We start from the raw sequence: 20,089 nt of genomic DNA on the forward strand, positions 1-20,089 counted from the left end.
GCATGGCTCAAAATGTTGCTTTTATGGTAGGCTGTGCAAAAATACAGTGCTTTAATACTCGCGCGCTTTCAATACCTTACAGAACCAGTACCTATCGGTTGCAGAAGGTTTAAAGCGGTTACAAAGAATGGAATGTAGGAAACAAAACGGGTTTCCTGTACTTACAGCGCATTACATAAGCAGTAGTGGCAGATAAATTAAAGGTTTTATAAACGTTATGGCGCGATTAACAGGGGTTCAGCGAGTGTGGGAAGCAGGCATGATAGTCGCTTGTGTTTTCGCCTTTTTCTTATTGCTGGCACTAGCATCTTTTCATCCTGGCGATCCTGGATGGAGTCAAGCCGGGCTTCAGCTCGATGTACACAATTGGGTGGGGGCGACCGGCGCGTGGGTTGCCGATTTATTGCTATTTTCTTTCGGCTTCCTCGCCTATTTATTGCCTTTTGGTGCTGCGTTCTTAGGCTGGTTTCTTTTTCAGCACATTAAAGAGCTTGATGAATTTGACTACCTTACAATAGGTCTTCGCATTATCGGCGGTTTGCTTATGGCACTCGGTGCCACGGGGATCGCGAGTATCAACTTTGACGACATTTACAACTTTTCGGCTGGGGGCTTTGTTGGAGATGTTATAAGTTCTGCGCTCGTTCCCTATTTTAATACCGCAGGTACCATTCTCCTTTTGCTCTGTTTCTTTTGCACAGGGTTTACATTGCTAACCGGCGTAAGTTGGCTTTCCATTATTGACAAAATCGGTGAGGGCGCCTTGTGGCTTACGAAAAAAACGATTGCTGCACCCCAGCGGTTACTGTCTTTTGAGATGCCGCGCTTAGGGATAACCAGTAGTGTTAAGGATAATACCGCTTCATCAGGTGAGCTTGATATTACGACCATGCGTGCTGAGCCTGCCTATGAATCTGGTTCTGGCTCTGGTTTTGATCATGAGCAGGGGCAGAAGCAGGAGAGGGGAGCGCAATCTGCTGCGCCTTCACACAATGCTCACAATTCACATGATAATAGCGCGGCGAATCAGCGTCATTCGCCCTCTGAGAGACAGGAACCACGGTTTACGGTAGACATTACTCACGATACCAGCCAGTCAGATGAAGAGAGCGAACCGCCATTTTATTCTCACATCGACGATTCAGACGAGCCATCAGCGTCTTCCAAGGATATCGAAAAAGAGCCGAAAAAATCGCCATTTTCTTTATCAGGCATGCGCGCGGCAGTTAAGGATAAAGTGAGGTTGGGTGATTCTGGAAATTCAGCTGAATCAAGCGTTGATAGTAGAGCGGATGAAGATGCTAACGAAATGACTCCTAACGCAACAAACTCTGCCGCTTTCAGTGAAAGCACAAGAAAAGCTGAGCCAACCATCGGTGACTTTGACGAGTTTGACGAATTTAACGCAGACATGCCTTACGCAAGCGACGAAGAAGACTCAGCGAACTCGCATAGTCAATCTCCCGTAGAACCTGCTATGGCTCAAAAAACGGTAGATACTTCTGTACAACAACCATTTTCGCCAGCGGCAGTGGGTGCTAAGCCTATTAAGCCAAGACAGGAAATTGATGAAAACATGGCACCCATGCCATCGTTTGATTTGCTAGAGCGAGCCGATAAACACGAAAACCCCCTTACCCAAGAAGAGATTGAGGGTATATCTCGCCTGGTTGAGGAAAAGTTAGCCGATTTTAATATTGAAGCCACGGTAGTGGGTGTTTATCCAGGGCCTGTTATTACGCGCTTTGAGCTTGATTTAGCGCCGGGGGTTAAGGTAAGTAAAATCACTGGTTTGTCGAAAGATTTGGCGCGAGCGATGTCTGCCATGTCGGTGCGCGTGGTTGAGGTTATCCCAGGTAAATCGGTTATCGGTTTAGAGCTGCCAAACAAGCAACGAGAAATGGTTCGTTTAAGCGAAGTTATCAGCTGCGATGCATTTCAATCGAATAAATCGGCGCTTACCATGGTACTTGGCGCTGATATATCCGGTAAGCCAGTTATTGTAGATTTAGCAAAAATGCCCCATGTACTCGTTGCTGGCACAACAGGCTCGGGTAAATCGGTAGGTGTGAACGTTATGATTTTGAGCCTGCTGTATAAAAGCACGCCTGAAGACGTTCGTATGATCATGATAGATCCTAAAATGCTCGAACTATCGGTATATGAAGGTATTCCTCACTTACTGTCTGAAGTAGTTACCGATATGAAAGAGGCGGCAAATGCCCTTCGCTGGTGTGTAGGCGAAATGGAGCGCCGATATCGATTAATGAGTGCACTTGGTGTGAGAAACCTCAAAGGCTACAACGTGAAAGTTGAAGAGGCTAAGGCAAATGGAACGCCGATTAAAGATCCGCTCTGGAAAAATGAAGAGAGCATGGAAACCGAAGCGCCAGATTTAGATAAATTACCTGCCATTGTGGTTGTGGTAGACGAATTTGCCGACATGATGATGATTGTTGGTAAGAAAGTAGAGGAATTGATTGCCCGAATTGCACAAAAAGCGCGAGCTGCAGGCATACACCTTATTTTGGCCACGCAAAGGCCGTCTGTAGATGTCATTACCGGATTAATAAAAGCAAACATACCCACTCGTATCGCTTTTCAGGTATCAAGCAAAATAGATTCACGCACCATATTAGACCAGCAGGGTGCTGAAACACTGCTTGGTATGGGTGACATGCTTTACCTACCGCCCGGAAGTCCGGTGCCTACACGAGTACATGGCGCGTTTGTAGACGATCATGAAGTGCATGCCGTGGTTGCCGATTGGCAGAAACGTGGCGAACCCGAGTACATTGATGAAATTCTAAACGGTGAAGCGTCTGCTGAAGTACTTCTGCCTGGTGAGCAACCTGAAGGTGAAGAGCAAGAGTTTGACGCATTTTACGATGATGCCGTCGCATTTGTTACTGAAACACGCCGTGCAAGTGTGTCTAGCGTGCAGCGTAAATTCAGAATTGGTTACAATCGGGCAGCGCGTTTAGTTGAACAAATGGAGGCGAGTGGGGTCGTAAGTGCACAGGGGCACAACGGAAATCGCGAAGTCATAGCGCCGCCCCCAATAAAGGAATAACAATATGAAGAACAAAGCAATGTACCTTGTACGCAGTGTGCTTTTAGTGGCTGCTGGCGCAACAAGTTTTGTGTTAAATGCTCAAACACAGGCCTCAGTCGAAGCTGCTCCTGAATCCATGGCTGCTTCTGAATCCATGGCCGCACCTGAAACAATGAGCGATATTGATACTAACGACACATCGTCATTAAAAACACTGCTCAGTGATATGCGTCAGTTTCGGGCTAACTTTGCTCAAACCGTTGTGGATGCCCAACAAAATGTAGTACATGAAGCACAGGGCGTGCTTGTGATGACACGTCCTGACAAGCTGCGTTGGGAAACAACTTTTCCAGACGAGACGCTACTGATAGCCGACGGCGAGGCCGTATGGAATGTAGACACATTTGTAGAGCAGGTTACTGTGCTATCTCAGGCAAATGCCATTAAAGACAACCCTGTCATGCTATTAACGTCTAATGACGACAGCATTTGGTCGATGTTTTCTATTAGCCAGCTTGATAATGCGCTATCGCAGCTGTTAGAGCAAAAAAACAGGTCAGGACAAGAAAACACGTCAGGTTTGCGCAGCTTTCAAATAACACCTAAGCAGCAGGGCGGACAAATATTAACGCTTACCCTTACGTTCAATAGCGACAACGAGCTTGCTGCGTTAACCATGTTAGATGCTCAGCAACAGATAAGCACGCTGACATTCAGTGATATAGAAACAACCTTCCCACTTGCCGCTGATACCTTTGAGGTTGAAGTGCCAGACAGTTTTATAATTGATGACCAACGTTAATCAGGCATTCGCCCCACTGGCCGCGCGTATGCGGCCTACCACCATTGAAGAATACAGCGGCCAATCTCACCTTTTAGGCCCTGATAAGCCTCTTCGTAAAATGCTAGAAGCGGGTCACTGTCATTCGATGATTTTGTGGGGGCCCCCTGGAACAGGAAAGACAACCTTAGCAGAGCTCATCGGAGAATATACTAACGCTACAGTGCTTCGTATTTCAGCGGTGACGTCTGGGGTAAAAGACATTCGTGCGGCCATGGACAGCGCTCAAGATAACGCACGCTACAATCAGCGTACGCTGTTATTCGTTGATGAAGTGCATCGTTTTAATAAAAGTCAGCAGGACGCGTTTTTACCTTTCGTTGAATCCGGTGTCGTGACGTTTATCGGTGCAACCACGGAAAACCCGTCTTTTGAGCTAAATAATGCGTTGTTATCTAGGGTAAGAGTTTACGTACTTAAGCCACTTGAAAATGATGCTTTGGCCGAGCTAGTAGAACGGGCTTTAGCCAATGTGCAAAAAGGGCTGGGCGAACGACATTTAAAAATTTCAGAACCTGCAAAACAAGCCCTTATCGACTTAAGCAGTGGTGATGCCAGACGCCTTCTCACTTATTTAGAGCTATCAGCCGACTTTACCAATAATGATGAAATTGCTATTGGCGACATTGAGCAAGCCGTTGGCCAAAAAGTGGCGAGCTACGATAATAAGGGCGATACGTTTTACGATCTCATTTCAGCCTTTCACAAATCGGTGAGAGGTTCAGATCCCGATGCGGCTTTGTACTGGTACGCGCGTATTTTAGACGGTGGTGGCGATGCCCTTTACGTTGGTAGGCGTTTGCTGGCCATCGCTTCAGAGGATATTGGCAATGCTGATCCGCGGGCCATGCAGCTTTGCATTAATGCGTGGGATACATTTCATCGCGTAGGTCCAGCTGAAGGCGAACGAGCTATCGCGCAGGCTGCTGTATACTGTGCATTAGCCGCAAAGAGCAATGCGGTTTATATGGCGTTTAGTGCTGCAAAGGCATTAGCGAGAAAAACGTCAGATGCGCCAGTGCCTATGCATTTACGTAACGCTCCCACGTCGTTAATGAAAGATCTCGGCCATGGCGATAGTTATCGCTACGCACATAATGAGCCAAATGCTTTTGCGGCAGGCGAGACTTATTTGCCTGAAAATATTGTTGGAACGCGATTCTATGAGCCAAGTGAGAGGGGCTTAGAAAAGGCACTTAAAGCGAAACGGGATTTCTTAGACAGCTTAAATTCACAGAGCAACAACAAACGGTAAAGGGGTATTAGCGTGTCATTTGGCGTATCACACAGCGTAACATTGTACTGTTTTATCGCCGCTGGCGGCGCGACAGGTGCATGTTTACGCTATTTTGTTACCACAACGGTAGATTCTTGGTTTGGAAAAAACATGCCGTTTGGTACACTAACAGTAAATGTCATTGGCTCATTCGCGCTGGCGCTTCTTTATGGCTTGATAGAACGTCACGATTTGAGCGATTCGCCATACCGCGCACTACTAGGTGTGGGGTTATTAGGCGCATTTACAACATTCTCAACGTTTTCCATTGAAACGCTAACGTTGTTAGAAAATGGGCTGTGGCTAAAGGCCATAGCAAACGTATTTCTTAATGTCGGCGCTTGCTTAATAGCAGGGTGGCTGGCAATTGAATTGATGAAAGGATAAGTAGGAACGCATGTTAGATCCAAAGTGTTTGCGAAGCGATATAGAACAAACTGCCGAACGTTTGGCTGCCCGTGGTTTTAAGCTTGATGTGGCAGCATTTAGTTCGCTTGAAGAAAAAAGAAAAACACTTCAATCCAGAACTCAGGATCTGCAGAACGAGCGTAACGTGCGCAGTAAGTCCATTGGTAAAGCGAAGGCACAGGGCGAAGACATTGCGCCTTTGTTAGCTGAAGTTGGTAAACTTGGTGATGAGCTTGATTCAGCAAAGGCTGAATTAACTACATTGTTAGATGAAATTACAGTGATGACCCAAGGTATACCTAACTTGCCTGACGAGTCTGTGCCAGAGGGTGAGAACGAAGATCACAATGTAGAGATATCGCGCTGGGGCCAACCTAGAACGTTTGATTTTGAAGTGAGTGACCATGTAGACGTGGGCGAGCGCTTAAACAATGGCCTCGACTTTTCTACGGCAAGTAAAATTACTGGCAGCCGCTTTGTTGTTATGCGTGGCGATGTTGCACGTTTAAATCGGGCGATTGCGCAGTTTATGTTAGATGTGCATACCGGTGAGCACGGATATCAAGAGATGTATGTGCCTTACTTAGTAAACGCTGACAGCCTATACGGCACAGGTCAACTTCCTAAGTTTGGTGAAGATTTGTTTCACACTCAGCCAGCAACTGAAGAAGGACAGGGGCTATCCCTTATTCCCACTGCAGAAGTGCCACTCACTAACATCGTGCGCGACGAAATAGTAGACGCTAAATCGCTGCCAGTGAAAATGACTGCCCATACACCGTGTTTTCGTTCTGAGGCAGGCTCATACGGTCGCGATACGCGAGGCCTTATTCGTCAGCATCAATTCGATAAAGTGGAATTAGTGCAGCTAGTAAAGCCTGAAGATAGCTTTGAAGCACTTGAAGCGCTTACTAGTCACGCTGAAGCAATCCTGCAAAAGCTTGAATTACCTTACCGTAAAATGTTGCTGTGCACTGGTGATATGGGCTTTGGTGCGTGTAAAACCTACGATTTGGAAGTGTGGTTACCAGCCCAAAACACCTACAGAGAAATCTCTTCGTGTTCTAACATGTTAGATTTCCAAGCCCGTCGTATGCAGGCTCGCTTCCGTAACCCTGAAACCAATAAGCCTGAGTTGCTTCACACATTGAATGGTTCAGGTTTAGCAGTAGGGCGCACATTGGTTGCTATTTTAGAGAATAATCAGCAAGCCGACGGCAGCGTAACGGTACCTAAAGCACTAGTCCCTTACATGGGCGGTGTTGAAGTACTTAAGGTTCAGTAAACTGAGAGGCTTTGCAATACTTGTTGAACACTGTAGGCAGCTACTCGCACTTGTTCATATCTAAAGTATTGTATTAAAAGGTTTTTAATTAGACGTACAATAAAGGCCTGATGGTTTCTACCTCAGGCTTTTTTTGTATTTGCTGGTGTAATCGGTTATGCGTAACGCGAATTTTGGTTAACCATCATTGTATTTGCTAGAAAATTGCAATTCTTATTAGAAGTCTAATAAGTGTAAAAACAGGGAGGCTATGTGTGCGGTTTTATTCAACGAGAGACAAACGCCCCCGCGGTTTTAGAACTGCTTGAGGAAGTGGGATTAGGTGAAACCATTCCGCTTTTTAACGATGAGGCACAGCATAGCGATACACTCAATTTTTATCCAGCATTTGGCAAAGCGGTAGATAAACGTATCTCTAACCTTATTGTAGATAGTAAGCGCACTATAAATGCAACGTGGTGGTTTGACGCGAGCCCCGCTGGCGAGACATTAGCGCTTGGTGATCGCACCACCTTTAATGCAAGAAATTTGGATAGCCCTTACTGGCATAAAGCAATATCTAAACGGCGTGGAGTTGTTGTCGCTACTGCAGTGGGAGAGTCTAATCTTTCTGCTAAGGTTAAATCACAGTATTTAATGCGTCCTACCAGCGGCGCCATGCTGCTGGGTGTGGTCTATCGAATGTTTAGTAACGGGTGCTTTTCATGTGCAGTGGTAACGCGGCCGCCAAGACCTGATTTTAGCCAGTATCACGAAAAATCCATTCCTTGTTTCTTACCCCACGATAAAGAAGTTATCAACGCTTGGCTTGGGAATGAGGACCACGAAGCTGTCGATGAACTATTGTCTAACCCAAAAATTTACTGCGACCTGGAAGTCACTAAAGTGAAAACCTTTAAAAGCGGCGAACCTTTAGCACCCACAACTATACTGCCAGCTTCCAAATGATAAAGAGCCTACACAGCATCTAATGGGATAGCTGCTATGTCGGTAAAACAGCTTTTTTCTATGATGTTGTGATAATAGTCTCTAGTAAAATGCCAGTGGCACTATTTGTGCTCCACATATTAAAGAAGGGCATATTAGAGAAAGGCATATAAGGGAAGAACACTTTATTAGGAAAGTACATTTTAATAGAGGCGTTATAGGCAGCGCGCAGGTTTTGGTAGGCCAGCTAGCTTTGTTGCTTGTTTGGCTGGGCCTTTTTTGAACAACCGCTGTAAATAGCGGCTATTTCCTTTTTCGGGGCCAAACTTGTTTGCCATGGCTTTAACCAGCGCTCTAATAGCGGGGCTTGTTTCATACTCTTCATAAAACTCACGAACAAAACGAACGACTTCCCAGTGTGCATCGCTTAGCTCAATACTCTCTTCTTGGGCCAGTAAGGGCACCATTCCCTCATCCCACAACGTATAATCTAGCAGGTAACCCGCTTTGTCTGTTGGAATTTCATTTCCGTTGTAGGTAAAGCTAAACGTCTCTTGTGACATATTTCTCTCGTTCGTCTTTCTCTTAGATTTTTCTCTTAGGTCTATCTATTGGCTTTTTTCGTAGTGAGTTCTTGCAAGGCTATTTCGAAGCGTCTTCTAATAGGTCATTTCAGTGCCACGATTTCTCTTTACTAGGCCATATCACCTTTATAAACCTCCAAATACGCTTCACCAAAAATGCTTCACCAAATATGCTTTACTAAATACAGCCCACCCACACTTTAACGCAAACCAATCTAACCCATAAACTCAGAGCGTAACCCATTGTTGATGACGATTCGCTAGCTCTGCAAATTCTCGGTGATTGATTAGTGAAACATTTTTCACAACACACGCACCTCGAAGCTCTAAATCTGCTTTTACTGCAAAAAGCATAGTCTTGCTGGGGCTCGCTTCGGCTTCGTTCGACAACGCTTTACGCTTAGCTAATAGTGAAGCAATACCAGATTGTGCAAAAACGCCATCGCCAGAAAATATAATGATGAGCGCAGAGTCAGTGGCTTGGTCTGTTTTAACACCGGTATTAGAAGCCGACTCATTATTTGCTTCGAAAACGGCATTAATTAGTGCTGTGTTGCTATCTGAAAGCTGTGTACTGGTAATATTGATAATCATTAAAAGGTTACCACGTGATCAGCACGTTGAATTAATGCCAGTCGCTGTGAAGCGCTTAGCAGTTGTCCTTCGAGTTCTTCTATTAATCCGGTATTTAAAAGCACGCTATCGATTGCAAAAGCGTCGACGCTATCTTTACAGATAAAGCACTCTTCAATATCAAATAAAGGCATAGAGGCTAAACGTTTACTGTGGTTCTTTATCCCTTTTGTTGATGCTGTTTGAACAAGCTGGAATACCCCTTCACCTTCAAAAAGAACGTGAACCGTATGCCCATAATTTGTTGCTGCAAGCGCAAAGTCTAGCCCGTCTTGACTAAACGCGCTGCCATAAGGGCTCTGGGTAAATCGGATAAGTAAACTTGCCATTAAAATTGTACCAACCTAGTGCAATTATGTAACTCAGTAAAAAACTCGCCCAAGCCAGCCTGAATAAAAGGAGCGGTTAAATTAGCAGAAGCGATGCCGTTATTAACCGCTTCCTGTTCGCTCACAATACCGCGTTTTACCGCAGCGGTAATGCACACCAACAGTTTTACGTTATGGGCTTCAGATAGCTTTTTCCACTCACCAAAGCTAAAGCACTCACCACCAGCCTCAAGCATAAGATTGTTGGTATGATAAACCCCATCACCATAAAAAAAGACATTATCAATAGTGCTGCCACTGTCAATCACGCCCGCAATAAACTGAAGCGCACGAAGTGTACTGTCGCCATGAAAGGGCGATGAGGTAATTAAAACTGAATATTGCGCCATAAAAAGTGTTCCAAACAAAAACACCCCGATTAAGGGGTGTTTGTTTTACGTATTAAACGCTTGTTTAGTCGTCGCCGCCAAATGCACCTAGTAGGTGAAGTATCGCAGTGAACAAGTTATATATGTTCAAGTAAAGCGACACAGTAGCGCGAATGTAGTTTGTTTCACCACCGTGGATAATGCGGCTCGTGTCATACAAGATGAAACCAGACATAATAAATACGATGGCTGCACTGATTGCTAGGCTTACCGCTGGCACTGCAAAGAAGATGTTCGCAATTGCAGCAACAAGCACTACCACTAAACCTACAACCAAAAAGCCACCCATAAATGAGAAGTCTTTCTTAGTCGTCAGTACGTAGCCTGATAGGGCAAAAAACACGAGAGCCGTTGCGCCTAATGCTTCCATTATCAGACCTGGTCCCGCCACGCCTAGATAGAAATTTAATGTGTAGCCGAGGGATGCGCCCATTAAACCTGTAAACGCAAACACCCAAAAAATACCTGATGATGTGTCTGCTTTCTTTTGAACTACAAATAAAGTGATAAATGCGCCTATGGTCATGCCTAATGACATCATAGGAGAAATACCTACTGCCATGGCGACACCTGCACAAACTGCACTAAACGCTAGTGTCATCGCAAGCAGCATGTAGGTGTTGCGTAGAACCTTGTTCGTCTGCAATACCGATGGTTGAGATGCACTAGAATACATCGAACGTTGATCCATTGTTTCCTCCAATAGGACTATGATATGACCACAACTGGTACACTTGTATTAAGTCTATGTTGTATGGGTTTTAGTTCCCATTTTCAAGTAGTTTCAGATGAAAATGATGTTATATGCTTATAAAAACACCCTTGATACGCAGCATTTAATGTATTTGTCTGATTTGTAAGCACTTGAATAACTTTTTTCATTTTTCCCTTTACAGCGAAAAAAATATCATTAAGATACGCAGCACTTCTGGAGAGTTGGCAGAGCTCGGTTTAATGCACCTGACTTGAAATCAGACGTGGGGTCAAACCCACCGGGGGTTCGAATCCCTCACTCTCCGCCAGATTAGAGAAACCCGCACATTGTTGCGGGTTTTTTTATGGCAAAAGAAAATATACCTACGGATCGGCGCTGATTAGACTTTTGACTAAGACTACAGTCGCATTGTTACCCTCCTTACACCTGTTTACCCTTGTGCTTCCTTTTAGCAACCCACAGGTGTTTTGTGTCTCAAGATAGCGCTTCATATAAAGAACTGCATAAGCCAAGTCACTCTTTCGAAACCCGAGATGATTATCTCAATCACGAATTACAAATATTGTCTGTGAAACGCTGGCGTCCGAATCTTCCTTTTAAAGATTACCGCATTGAGTGGGAAGACTTCATTCCAGGCATGGCAGCTACTATAGGTAAAATTGTCATGGTTGCCGCAGTGGTAGGGGCTTTCGCCGCACCACTTGGTTTATCGCCGGAATTTGTCATAGAGAACGTTCGCTTTGAGCTACTTATCGCCGCCGTTTTGTTTGTGGTTCTGATATCCGGTTTTCTGAATCCATCGGCTAACTTGGCCGGCACCCACGGGCCTTTATTACCTCTAGTGCCTTTAATGGTTGCATCGGGTGGCCATCCCATGGCGTTAGGGTTATTAATTGGCGTACTGGGCTTTTTATTGGGGATCACCAAAGGGGGAAGCCTGCTTGCAAGGCTAACCAGTAACGGTGTGTGCGGTGGTCTTTTACTGTATCTCGGCTTTATAGGCATTACTGGGCAGGTAAAAAAACTGTTTGAATGGGCCGAAGGTTTCAATATGGGCTATTTAGCGTTTGTTGTACTCATTGCTACTATTGTGATGTTTGCATGGCTCGAGCACATTAAAAAGCGCTGGTTAGCCATTCCTCTTGGGGCCGTCATGGCCGCGGTAATCGCACTTGCGATGGGCGCGCCTTTTGAATTCACGACCTCGCCAGGTATGCCAAATTTAAACCCAGCCTATTGGTGGGGTGAGAATACCGGTTGGCAGCTAGGGCTACCCGATTGGTCTCATTTTGTTGCCGTATTACCTTTTGCTGTGTTGGCCGTGGCTATGTGGTCACCGGATTTTCTCGGTCAGCAAGTGTTCCAAAAACTGAGCTATCCTAAAAATAGTGAAAATGCCTACATGAATATAGATGACACTATGATTGCTGCGTCTAGTCGACAAGCAATAGGCTCAGCGCTTGGCGGTGGCAATATTGCCTCATCATGGGGAACCTATATTATTCCAGCGTCAATTGCCCGCAGACCCATACCCGGTGGCGCAATAATAACAGGCCTGTTGTGCGTGGTAGCGGCAATTTGGGGTTATCCCATGGACTTGGCAATTTGGCCTCCAGTGTTATGTGTCGCCCTTATTGTTGGCGTGTTTCTGCCTCTTATGGAGGCTGGCATGCAAATGACCCGAGAGGGTAAAACAACCCAATCTGCAGCGCTTGTTGTCATCAGTTCAGTGCTGGTGAACCCCGTATTTGGATGGTCGTTTACGATGCTGCTGGATAACCTGGGTATTGTAGGGTGTAAAGAGCGAGCGTTAGATCTTGGCAAGGCGGGTAGGTGGCTAATACCGGGCATCACCTTTATCGTGCTATGTACGGTAATGGCGTTGATTGGCATGTTTCCCGGTGTGCCGGCCATCATGTCGTCTTTTCGTGTTTAGCGAAAAATTCGAGTAATAAGAAAATTAAGAGCAGCGTTAGTCTATTAATAGTGATTGTGCTGTGCACTAAGCCTCTATTGTGAAATTGAAGTGAAACCGAATAGAGGCTTAGTCGTTGCAGTGCTTAGTCGTTGTAAAGATAAGTACGAATTGCTCAATTTTTGTTACTACAAATCAAAATATAATCACATTGTTCACCAATTCGCCAGTTGATTGATTTTATTGAAATAAGAGCTTTACAGGCCAGCCAAAATCATTATTATACGCAGCACTTAAGGAGAGTTGGCAGAGCTCGGTTTAATGCACCTGACTTGAAATCAGACGTGGGGTCAAACCCACCGGGGGTTCGAATCCCTCACTCTCCGCCATATTGAAAGAAGCCCGCACAATGTGCGGGTTTTTTTTTGCCTGTAACAAACACTCTTTACACTGACTCATAATACTTTCAATTCAAAATACGGCTTCTTAATTTCATTCACTGCGGTATGTCAGTGATACATCCTTATTTTCACTATTTTTAGAGAAGAACTTTTGATCTCAACCAATGCATGTGGGGTATTTAAGGTTCATCCCATCATATAGCTCCGTTGTAAAACCAATACAGAAAAGTCTGATAATGCAGCGGATTTTTGCTACAACTAGTATATAACGAAATATTAATGCTTTTTGCGTCGGCATTTGAAGCGATGCTCCATGTCTTCCTTAGGAGTAGACAGGCAAACATTAATAAAAGAATAAAAACGAGGAATATATGCAGGCAATGTCAACGCTCAAACTAAACGAAGGTTCTGTTGAGCAAAAACGTATGGAAGTGAAAACGTATTTTCTCGACTCATTCGATACCTATGAATCACTCTTTTCATGCTTAAGCAGTGATGAGGCTTTTTATCAGCGTGCTGAACGACTCCGTCATCCGCTGATTTTCTACTTTGGCCACACAGCAACATTTTTTATCAACAAACTCATTCTTTCCAAAGCGATAAATGAACGGATAAATCCTCGTTTTGAATCATTATTTGCCATCGGCGTTGATGAAATGAGCTGGGACGACCTCAATGACAATAACTACGATTGGCCAACCGTTGATGAAGTAAGAGCATACCGAGACCAAGTGCGCACGCTTATGTGCGACCTCATTGATACTATTAGTTTCTCTATGCCAATAGATTGGGAAAGCCCCATGTGGCCAATTGTGATGGGTATTGAACACGAGAGGATCCACCTTGAAACGTCTTCAGTGCTTATGCGCCAACTACCGCTTTCGTTTGTTAAGCCTCAAGATACTTGGCCTCGCTGCAGCGATTCTGTGACCAGCCTAGACAAGGTACCAGTGAACGATTTTGTTAACGTGTCGTCTGGCGATATTTCTCAAAATAAATCTTGGGATAATCAATACTATGGCTGGGATAATGAATATGGCACGCTTAACGCGCATGTGAACGATTTTAAAGCGTCCAAGTTTTTGGTGAGCAATGGCGAGTTTTTATCGTTTGTTGAAGACGGCGGCTACGATAAAGCAGAATACTGGGAAGAGGAAGGCAATAGCTGGCGGCTTTATACCAAAGCAAAGCATCCCTTATTTTGGTCTAAAACCGAGTCTGGTTTTGTGTATCGAAGCATGACTGAGGAATTTGCGCTGCCATTAGATTGGCCTGTTGACGTGAACTACCACGAAGCGAAAGCGTTCTGTAATTATAAAAGCGAAAAAAGTGGCAAAGTCATCCGCCTACCTACCGAGAATGAATGGTTGCGAATGCGTGATGAGGCCGGGCTTACCCAAGCGGTATACCGAGATGGTTTCAATATCGCCCTTCAAAAGTATGCATCAAGCGAGCCGATAAATACCAACCAAACCGGTGAATTCTATGACGTAGTGGGTAATGTATGGCAATGGACTGAAACGCCTATTTATCCTTTTGATGGTTTTAAAGTGCATCCGTTATACGACGACTTTACTACGCCAACCTTTGACAATAAGCACAACCTAATTAAAGGCGGCAGTTGGATATCAACGGGTAACGAGGCAATGAAAGACAGCCGTTATGCGTTTAGACGCCACTTCTTCCAGCACGCTGGATTTCGATATGTACAAGGTGAGAGTGTAATTCAAGTGAATGATTTAGATTATGAAAGCGATACGCAGGTATCACAGTACAGCGAATTTCATTATGGCGACGAATACCATGGTGTTGCAAACTTTGCTAAAGCAAGTGCAGAGTTTTGTATTCAGCAAATGGCCGGTAGAGCATCAGCGAAAGCGCTTGATTTAGGCTGCGCAGTAGGGCGTTCTACCTTCGAGCTAGCGACCCATTTCGAACACGTAGACGGCGTTGATTTTTCAGCACGTTTTATAAAAACCGCATTTTCCATGCAAGAGCGCGGTGAGGTACGCTACAACTTGATTGAAGAGGGTGAGTTAACGTCATTCAAATCTCGTAAGCTCAGTGCCATGGGCCTTGAAAACACCGTAGATAAGGTCTCATTTTCACAAGGCGATGCCTGTAACCTTAAACCTCAGCTAACAGGGTACGACCTTATCTTTATGGGTAACCTTATTGATAGAGTGTACAGCCCACGAAAAGTACTTGCGGATATGAGCGAACGCTTAAACCCCGGTGGTCTTCTTATTATTGCTAGCCCATTCACTTGGTTAGAAGAATACACAGAGCGTAACGAGTGGCTTGGTGGTTATAAAGATGAGAATGGCGAGACACTGAGTTCTACTGACGCACTTGAGCAAGCGTTAAGCCCCAACTTAGTTCGCGTTGGACAGCCGAAGGACATTCCATTTGTAATTCGAGAAACTAAGCGCAAACATCAGCATACGCTGTCTGAATTTAACGTTTTTGAAAAAAAGTAAAGAACAGCAATGCCTTGCAGTATGGGTAGTCTCGGTAAGGATATTAGCGGCACGGAAATTAGTGATTTGAACAATAGCGATAAGGATAGTTGTAGGAATAGCCCAGATAATGCACAGGCAGGCGCAGTGCCTGCCGAGTTTCTTGCCTATCAAGATGTATGGGAAAGGGTAAATCCACAGGAGTATGACGTATCAGCTAGGCTCAAATTTTCCGCTGTTTCCAGCAGATATCCAGATGCAACTGCTGATACCATCGCGATGTGGATTGCCGACATGGATACCAAACCATCACCAGAGATATCAGCTTATATAGCCGAACATGTACAAAATGCATATGGTTATCAAGACAGCGATATTGGTGAGGCAGTACACGGATGGTTTAAGGCGCAGCAATGCTCGGTGAGCTCGGGCTCAGTAGTCAGTGTGGCAAGCGTGATAAGCGCGGTAGACGTCGCCCTTAAAACATTCTGTATTCCTGGGGATGAGGTCATGGTGTTAACCCCGACTTACGGTCCCCTCGTTGACTGTATCAATAACAACAGTTTGAAAGTGCACGCCGTTCACACAAACCGTGATGAGAATGGCGACGACACTATTGATTTTAGTTCGCTATCAAAAAACGCCACTGCATTTGTCCTGTGCCATCCCAATAATCCAACAGGGCAGGTGCTATCGGCATCTTGTCAAAGCGAACTTATTCGGTTTTGCAACGAGCATGGCATACTTATTATCACTGATGAGATACACAGTGAATTTGGCTTTTTAAGTAACGATGAACCACTACCTATCCCGCTTTTTGGCTCCCATTGCGATGTTGTGGCACAAAAAGGCATCATTCATATTAGCGGCGTGTCGAAAGCCTTTAATTTGGCCGCCATTCCAGGCGCTTCCTATGCCATTATTGAAGACGCTGAATTAAGAGCGAAATTTAGTACTGCTATTGCCTCTAGGCACCTTGAGGCAAGCTGCCTATCGCAAGTTGCGCTTAAAGCTGCCTATAGTTTTGGTCACGACTGGTTAGATAATATTCGCAAGGCACTTGGGCTCAATCGCAAGCTAGTTCACTTCTACTTTAAACAGCAGAACGTTAGTTGTGAATATACGATGGGTAAAGCGGGTTACTTCTTATGGCTTAACTTGTCGAAAACAGCGACCTGCGCTGATAAAAAGGTAAGCTCATCAGCGTTGTCAAAAAAGGGTACTTTTAACCCTGCTTCAACCTTTGATAGTTGTGTTAGCCGCGGCGTGATAGGCAGTGATGGCAATCAATTTAATGCACCTGGTTGGATTCGACTGAACCTCGCTTGTCACCCATTACAAATAGTAAACGCGTTAGATAGATTATTTTTTCGTTAGGCCTCAACAGACTTATAGCCTAGTGATATAAGTTTGCAACAAATACTACTTTTAACATAGGTTCACGAAATGCCATCTCATGGTACTATTGCACTAAAGGTGGATATGCAAGGTGAGTGTAAGAACTCCCAATAAAATAAAGCTATGCGCAAAGCCACAAATAAAAAGCCGTGCTAGAGCAGGTGAAAACGCAAGGGCAGTCGCAAAGACAGTGAGATAAATAAGTGATCAAAATTATCCTAGTAGACGACCATGAATTGGTGAGAACCGGGATCCGCCGTATTTTGGAAGATGTTGCAGATTTTAAAATTCTCGCAGAAGCAAAAAGTGGTGAAGATGCGGTTCAGTTGTGCAGAAAGAATGCGCCAGATGTAATACTCATGGATGTGAATATGCCGGGGATAGGCGGGCTAGAGGCAACCAAGAAAATAGTTCGTATGTCTGAAAATACGCGAGTTATTTGCTTGTCTATGCATACTGAAAGCCCAATTCCTATGCAGGTGATGGAAGCTGGCGCGTTTGGTTTTTTAACCAAAGACGCCGAGCCAGAAGAAGTCATACGTGCTATTCACAAGGTAATGGCAGGGCAAAAATACGTCGATAGCGATGTGGCTAACAGTATTGCCGTAGGGAGATTGTCGCCCCGTTCAGATAATCCGTTTAACGAACTTTCGTCACGGGAATTGAGCATAGCAATGCGGTTAACCAAGGGGAAACGGGTTCCTGAAATCGCCAGCGAACTGAGTATCAACCCCAAAACCGTTAATACCTATCGCTACAGAATGTTTGAAAAGCTTGGTGTTGCCACCGATGTTGAACTTACTCACCTTGCTTTACGTCATAAGCTCATCGACTCTAATTTGTTATAGGTGTAAACGTTTCACACTATGTCTGCATTTGATTCAGCAGCGTTTCTCAAAAATCTAACGTCGCAACCTGGGGTGTACCGAATGTACAGCCAGCAGGACGACGTTATTTATGTTGGAAAGGCAAAAAATTTAAAAAAACGTGTCTCCAGTTATTTTCGAACTAATGTAGATAATGCCAAAACGCGCTCATTAGTTAGTCAGATTGCGCATATGGACGTTACCGTTGTTAACAGTGAAACCGAAGCGTTCCTGTTAGAAAACAATTTTATTAAAAAGTATAAGCCACGCTACAACGTAGTGATGCGCGATGATAAATCTTACCCGTTTATTTTTCTCTCTGAGCACGAACATCCACGTTTATCATTTCATCGCGGCCCGCAAAAGAAGAAGGGGGAATACTTTGGTCCTTACCCCAGTGCATGGTCGGTAAGGGAAAGCTTAAGATCCATGCAGAGGATCTTCCCGGTACGGCAGTGTGAAGACAGTTACTACCGAGCTCGCAGCCGCCCGTGTTTGCAATATCAAATGCAGCGGTGCAGTGCCCCCTGTGTTGAAGGCTACGTGTCTGATGAAGAGTATAAAGAACAGGTGAATTTTGCTCGTTTGTTTTTGAAGGGCAAAAATCAACAGGTAATTGGCAGCTTAGTTGATAACATGGAAAAGGCGAGTGAGTCACTTAACTTCGAGGCAGCGGCTCGCTACAGAGATCAAATTAATGCATTGCGAAAGGTGCAGGAGCGCCAGTGGGTAGCCGGTACTCAGGACGAAATGGATGTGTTTGGCTTCGCATTTAAAGGCAACATGGCCTGTATACAGGTGATGTTTATTCGTGAAGGTCAGCTGTTGGGCAGTAAAGCATTCTTCCCAAAAGTACCCACCATTGCCGATGAAAATGAAGTATTCGAGTCATTCTTCCTTCAGTTTTACCTAGCTGGCAACAAAACCATACCAAAACAGATTGTGTTGGCGAATACGTTAAGTGATGAATCAGCAATTTCTTCGGTGCTCAGTAGTGAAGCAGGGCATAAAGTCACCTTCTTTAAAGGTGCTCGCGAAGAAAAACGACAATATTTGGAGCTGGCGCAAACCAACGCAGAGTCTGCTCTTGATGCGCAATACAGCCAACAAAAATCAGTGTTTGCGCGATACCTCGATTTAGAAACGGCGATGGAAGTAGACAGCCCCATTCAGCGTATGGAATGTTTCGATATCAGTCATACTTCTGGTGAGCAAACCGTGGCGTCCTGCGTGGTGTTTAACAGAGAAGGGCCGTTAAAGAGCGATTACCGCCGCTATAACATTGAAGGCATAACACCAGGCGATGATTACGCGGCGATGGCGCAAGCTTTAAAACGCCGATACAAGTCAGTGAAAGAAGTCCAAAAAATACCTGACCTGTTGTTAATTGATGGCGGTAAAGGCCAACTAGCGCAAGCCGAGTCATTTTTTGAGGACTGGCCACACGATAAAAAGCCAATGTTATTGGGCGTTGCAAAGGGCACCACAAGAAAACCAGGATTAGAAACCCTTATATTGGCGGGCAGTCACGACGTACTGCCAATGGATAGCCATTCTCCCGCCCTTCATTTAGTGCAGCATATACGGGATGAGTCTCACAGATTTGCGATAACAGGGCATAGAAATAGACGCCAGAAAGTGAAAACCACCTCGAGCTTAGAATCTATACCAGGTATTGGTGCAAAACGCCGCCAAACGCTGTTGAAATTCATGGGCGGTTTACACGGGCTCAAAAAAGCCAGTAAGAACGAAATTGCCAATGTCCCTGGTATCAGTCAAGAATTAGCCGACACTATTTACGACCACCTGCACCAATAACATAGTGACTGGCAAGCATTAATGATTAAATTAAGGTAAGGTGTGTGGAATTATAGGCCGTAAAGGCTAGCTCTAAAAAATGCCCTCGTTGGCAAAACCTGAGATATATCTTTTATGTGGAATGTTCCAAATTGTATTACTTTATTCAGAGTAATTTTAATTCCTGTTTTCGTTGTTGTTTACTTTCTAGATTGGCGTTGGGCCCACGAGGCCGGTGCATTCGTATTTTGGCTTGCCGCCATCACGGATTGGTTTGACGGTTACCTCGCAAGAAAGCTCGAGCAGTCGACGCCATTTGGCGCCTTTCTCGACCCCGTGGCGGATAAACTTATCGTTGCCACTGCATTACTCATGATCACCCACAGTTATGCCACCTTATGGATTACGCTACCAGCAGTGGCCTTATTGGTAAGAGAAATTTATGTATCAGCACTGCGGGAGTGGATGGGTTCTAGTGGCGTTCGCGATGCAGTAAAAGTGTCTTTTATCGGTAAAGCGAAAACCACAGCGCAAATGTTGGCGTTAATCGGTTTACTTTCAGGGCTTGAAACTTTCATGGGCTTCCCAATTTATTGGGTAACTTTAGGTTATATTCTTCTTTATATCGCAGCGGTGCTGTCAATTTGGTCAATGGTTGTTTATACAAAAGCGGCTTGGCCACACCTGAAAGGTGTTGCGTCAAATTAAAATTGATCGCGCTTTAACCAAGTTGAATAAAAAAATAGCAAACGATCGTCAAAACATGCATTTA

Annotated in this window: 17 protein-coding genes and 2 tRNA genes; 14 read left to right on the forward strand and 5 right to left on the reverse strand. The window is 44.8% G+C overall.

The window, feature by feature from the left end; all coding sequences use genetic code 11:
• Nucleotides 1-217 precede the first annotated feature (217 nt).
• The 6 genes from O9X84_RS10535 to O9X84_RS10560 all read left to right on the forward strand — a co-directional run bounded on the left by O9X84_RS10535 (nt 218) and on the right by O9X84_RS10560 (nt 7,813).
• Nucleotides 218-3,073, forward strand: a complete 2,856-nt coding sequence (locus O9X84_RS10535; RefSeq protein ID WP_269519717.1) for a DNA translocase FtsK — start codon at nt 218-220, stop codon at nt 3,071-3,073.
• Nucleotides 3,074-3,077: 4 nt separating this feature from the next.
• On the forward strand, nt 3,078-3,857 hold the full coding sequence (gene lolA / locus O9X84_RS10540; protein ID WP_269519718.1) for an outer membrane lipoprotein chaperone LolA: 780 nt from the start codon (nt 3,078-3,080) through the stop codon (nt 3,855-3,857).
• Nucleotides 3,844-5,151 (forward strand): replication-associated recombination protein A, encoded by a 1,308-nt coding sequence (locus tag O9X84_RS10545; RefSeq protein ID WP_269519720.1) that lies wholly within the window; start codon nt 3,844-3,846, stop codon nt 5,149-5,151. The genes lolA and O9X84_RS10545 overlap by 14 nt, the downstream gene beginning before the upstream one ends.
• A 12-nt stretch (nt 5,152-5,163) precedes the next feature.
• Entirely contained in the window at nt 5,164-5,559 is a 396-nt protein-coding gene (gene crcB, locus O9X84_RS10550; RefSeq protein WP_269519721.1) for a fluoride efflux transporter CrcB, read from the forward strand.
• Nucleotides 5,560-5,569: 10 nt separating this feature from the next.
• Entirely contained in the window at nt 5,570-6,865 is a 1,296-nt protein-coding gene (gene serS / locus O9X84_RS10555; protein WP_269519722.1) for a serine--tRNA ligase, read from the forward strand.
• 252 nt (nt 6,866-7,117) lie between these two features.
• On the forward strand, nt 7,118-7,813 hold the full coding sequence (locus tag O9X84_RS10560; RefSeq protein WP_269519723.1) for an SOS response-associated peptidase family protein: 696 nt from the start codon (nt 7,118-7,120) through the stop codon (nt 7,811-7,813).
• Between the two features lie 194 nt (nt 7,814-8,007).
• Here O9X84_RS10560 and O9X84_RS10565 read toward each other — a convergent pair whose 3' ends face one another.
• The 5 genes from O9X84_RS10565 to O9X84_RS10585 form a co-directional block, all read right to left on the reverse strand.
• On the reverse strand, nt 8,008-8,355 hold the full coding sequence (locus O9X84_RS10565; protein WP_269519724.1) for a TusE/DsrC/DsvC family sulfur relay protein: 348 nt from the start codon (nt 8,353-8,355) through the stop codon (nt 8,008-8,010).
• Between the two features lie 249 nt (nt 8,356-8,604).
• Nucleotides 8,605-8,970 carry a DsrH/TusB family sulfur metabolism protein gene (locus O9X84_RS10570; RefSeq protein WP_269519725.1) on the reverse strand — a complete coding sequence of 122 codons (366 nt, stop codon included), beginning with the start codon at nt 8,968-8,970 and terminating at the stop codon, nt 8,605-8,607.
• Nucleotides 8,970-9,338 carry a DsrE family protein gene (locus tag O9X84_RS10575; RefSeq protein ID WP_269519727.1) on the reverse strand — a complete coding sequence of 123 codons (369 nt, stop codon included), beginning with the start codon at nt 9,336-9,338 and terminating at the stop codon, nt 8,970-8,972. The genes O9X84_RS10570 and O9X84_RS10575 overlap by 1 nt, the downstream gene beginning before the upstream one ends.
• Nucleotides 9,338-9,727 (reverse strand): sulfurtransferase complex subunit TusD, encoded by a 390-nt coding sequence (tusD, locus tag O9X84_RS10580; RefSeq protein ID WP_269519729.1) that lies wholly within the window; start codon nt 9,725-9,727, stop codon nt 9,338-9,340. Before tusD ends, O9X84_RS10575 begins: the two co-directional genes overlap by 1 nt.
• A 64-nt stretch (nt 9,728-9,791) precedes the next feature.
• Entirely contained in the window at nt 9,792-10,457 is a 666-nt protein-coding gene (locus O9X84_RS10585) for a Bax inhibitor-1/YccA family protein (RefSeq protein WP_269519731.1), read from the reverse strand.
• 239 nt (nt 10,458-10,696) lie between these two features.
• On the opposite strand from O9X84_RS10585, the gene O9X84_RS10590 reads away from it, so the two are divergent.
• The 8 genes from O9X84_RS10590 (at nt 10,697) to pgsA (ending at nt 20,025) form a co-directional block, all read left to right on the forward strand.
• Nucleotides 10,697-10,788: transfer RNA gene (locus tag O9X84_RS10590), tRNA-Ser, on the forward strand.
• A gap of 162 nt (nt 10,789-10,950) precedes the next feature.
• Complete coding sequence (locus O9X84_RS10595) at nt 10,951-12,417, forward strand: DUF3360 family protein (protein WP_269519732.1); 1,467 nt, start codon at nt 10,951-10,953, stop codon at nt 12,415-12,417.
• A 276-nt stretch (nt 12,418-12,693) separates the two neighbouring features.
• Nucleotides 12,694-12,785, forward strand: a tRNA-Ser gene (locus tag O9X84_RS10600).
• A 383-nt stretch (nt 12,786-13,168) separates the two neighbouring features.
• Nucleotides 13,169-15,277, forward strand: a complete 2,109-nt coding sequence (gene ovoA / locus O9X84_RS10605) for a 5-histidylcysteine sulfoxide synthase (protein ID WP_269519733.1) — start codon at nt 13,169-13,171, stop codon at nt 15,275-15,277.
• Nucleotides 15,278-15,286: 9 nt separating this feature from the next.
• Nucleotides 15,287-16,633 carry an aminotransferase class I/II-fold pyridoxal phosphate-dependent enzyme gene (locus O9X84_RS10610; protein ID WP_269519734.1) on the forward strand — a complete coding sequence of 449 codons (1,347 nt, stop codon included), beginning with the start codon at nt 15,287-15,289 and terminating at the stop codon, nt 16,631-16,633.
• 224 nt (nt 16,634-16,857) lie between these two features.
• Nucleotides 16,858-17,502: a UvrY/SirA/GacA family response regulator transcription factor gene (uvrY, locus tag O9X84_RS10615; protein WP_269519736.1), complete on the forward strand. Its 645-nt coding sequence runs from the start codon at nt 16,858-16,860 to the stop codon at nt 17,500-17,502.
• Between the two features lie 18 nt (nt 17,503-17,520).
• Entirely contained in the window at nt 17,521-19,338 is a 1,818-nt protein-coding gene (gene uvrC / locus O9X84_RS10620) for an excinuclease ABC subunit UvrC (protein ID WP_269519737.1), read from the forward strand.
• 114 nt (nt 19,339-19,452) lie between these two features.
• On the forward strand, nt 19,453-20,025 hold the full coding sequence (gene pgsA, locus O9X84_RS10625) for a CDP-diacylglycerol--glycerol-3-phosphate 3-phosphatidyltransferase (RefSeq protein WP_032096271.1): 573 nt from the start codon (nt 19,453-19,455) through the stop codon (nt 20,023-20,025).
• Nucleotides 20,026-20,089 lie beyond the last annotated feature (64 nt).

The organism is Alteromonas sp. BMJM2, assembly GCF_027257845.1.
Lineage (GTDB): Bacteria > Pseudomonadota > Gammaproteobacteria > Enterobacterales > Alteromonadaceae > Alteromonas.

Excerpts from the sequence above, each read along its gene's own strand:
- O9X84_RS10575 (WP_269519727.1), bottom strand. The coding sequence starts at position 9,338 with ATGGCAAGTTTACTTATCCGATTTACCCAGAGCCCTTATGGCAGCGCG.
- serS (WP_269519722.1), top strand. The coding sequence starts at position 5,570 with ATGTTAGATCCAAAGTGTTTGCGAAGCGATATAGAACAAACTGCCGAA.
- lolA (WP_269519718.1), top strand. The coding sequence starts at position 3,078 with ATGAAGAACAAAGCAATGTACCTTGTACGCAGTGTGCTTTTAGTGGCT.
- O9X84_RS10570 (WP_269519725.1), bottom strand. The coding sequence starts at position 8,970 with ATGATTATCAATATTACCAGTACACAGCTTTCAGATAGCAACACAGCA.
- uvrC (WP_269519737.1), top strand. The coding sequence starts at position 17,521 with ATGTCTGCATTTGATTCAGCAGCGTTTCTCAAAAATCTAACGTCGCAA.
- O9X84_RS10565 (WP_269519724.1), bottom strand. The coding sequence starts at position 8,355 with ATGTCACAAGAGACGTTTAGCTTTACCTACAACGGAAATGAAATTCCA.
- O9X84_RS10545 (WP_269519720.1), top strand. The coding sequence starts at position 3,844 with ATGACCAACGTTAATCAGGCATTCGCCCCACTGGCCGCGCGTATGCGG.
- tusD (WP_269519729.1), bottom strand. The coding sequence starts at position 9,727 with ATGGCGCAATATTCAGTTTTAATTACCTCATCGCCCTTTCATGGCGAC.
- ovoA (WP_269519733.1), top strand. The coding sequence starts at position 13,169 with ATGCAGGCAATGTCAACGCTCAAACTAAACGAAGGTTCTGTTGAGCAA.
- O9X84_RS10585 (WP_269519731.1), bottom strand. The coding sequence starts at position 10,457 with ATGGATCAACGTTCGATGTATTCTAGTGCATCTCAACCATCGGTATTG.
- pgsA (WP_032096271.1), top strand. The coding sequence starts at position 19,453 with ATGTGGAATGTTCCAAATTGTATTACTTTATTCAGAGTAATTTTAATT.
- O9X84_RS10610 (WP_269519734.1), top strand. The coding sequence starts at position 15,287 with ATGCCTTGCAGTATGGGTAGTCTCGGTAAGGATATTAGCGGCACGGAA.
- O9X84_RS10535 (WP_269519717.1), top strand. The coding sequence starts at position 218 with ATGGCGCGATTAACAGGGGTTCAGCGAGTGTGGGAAGCAGGCATGATA.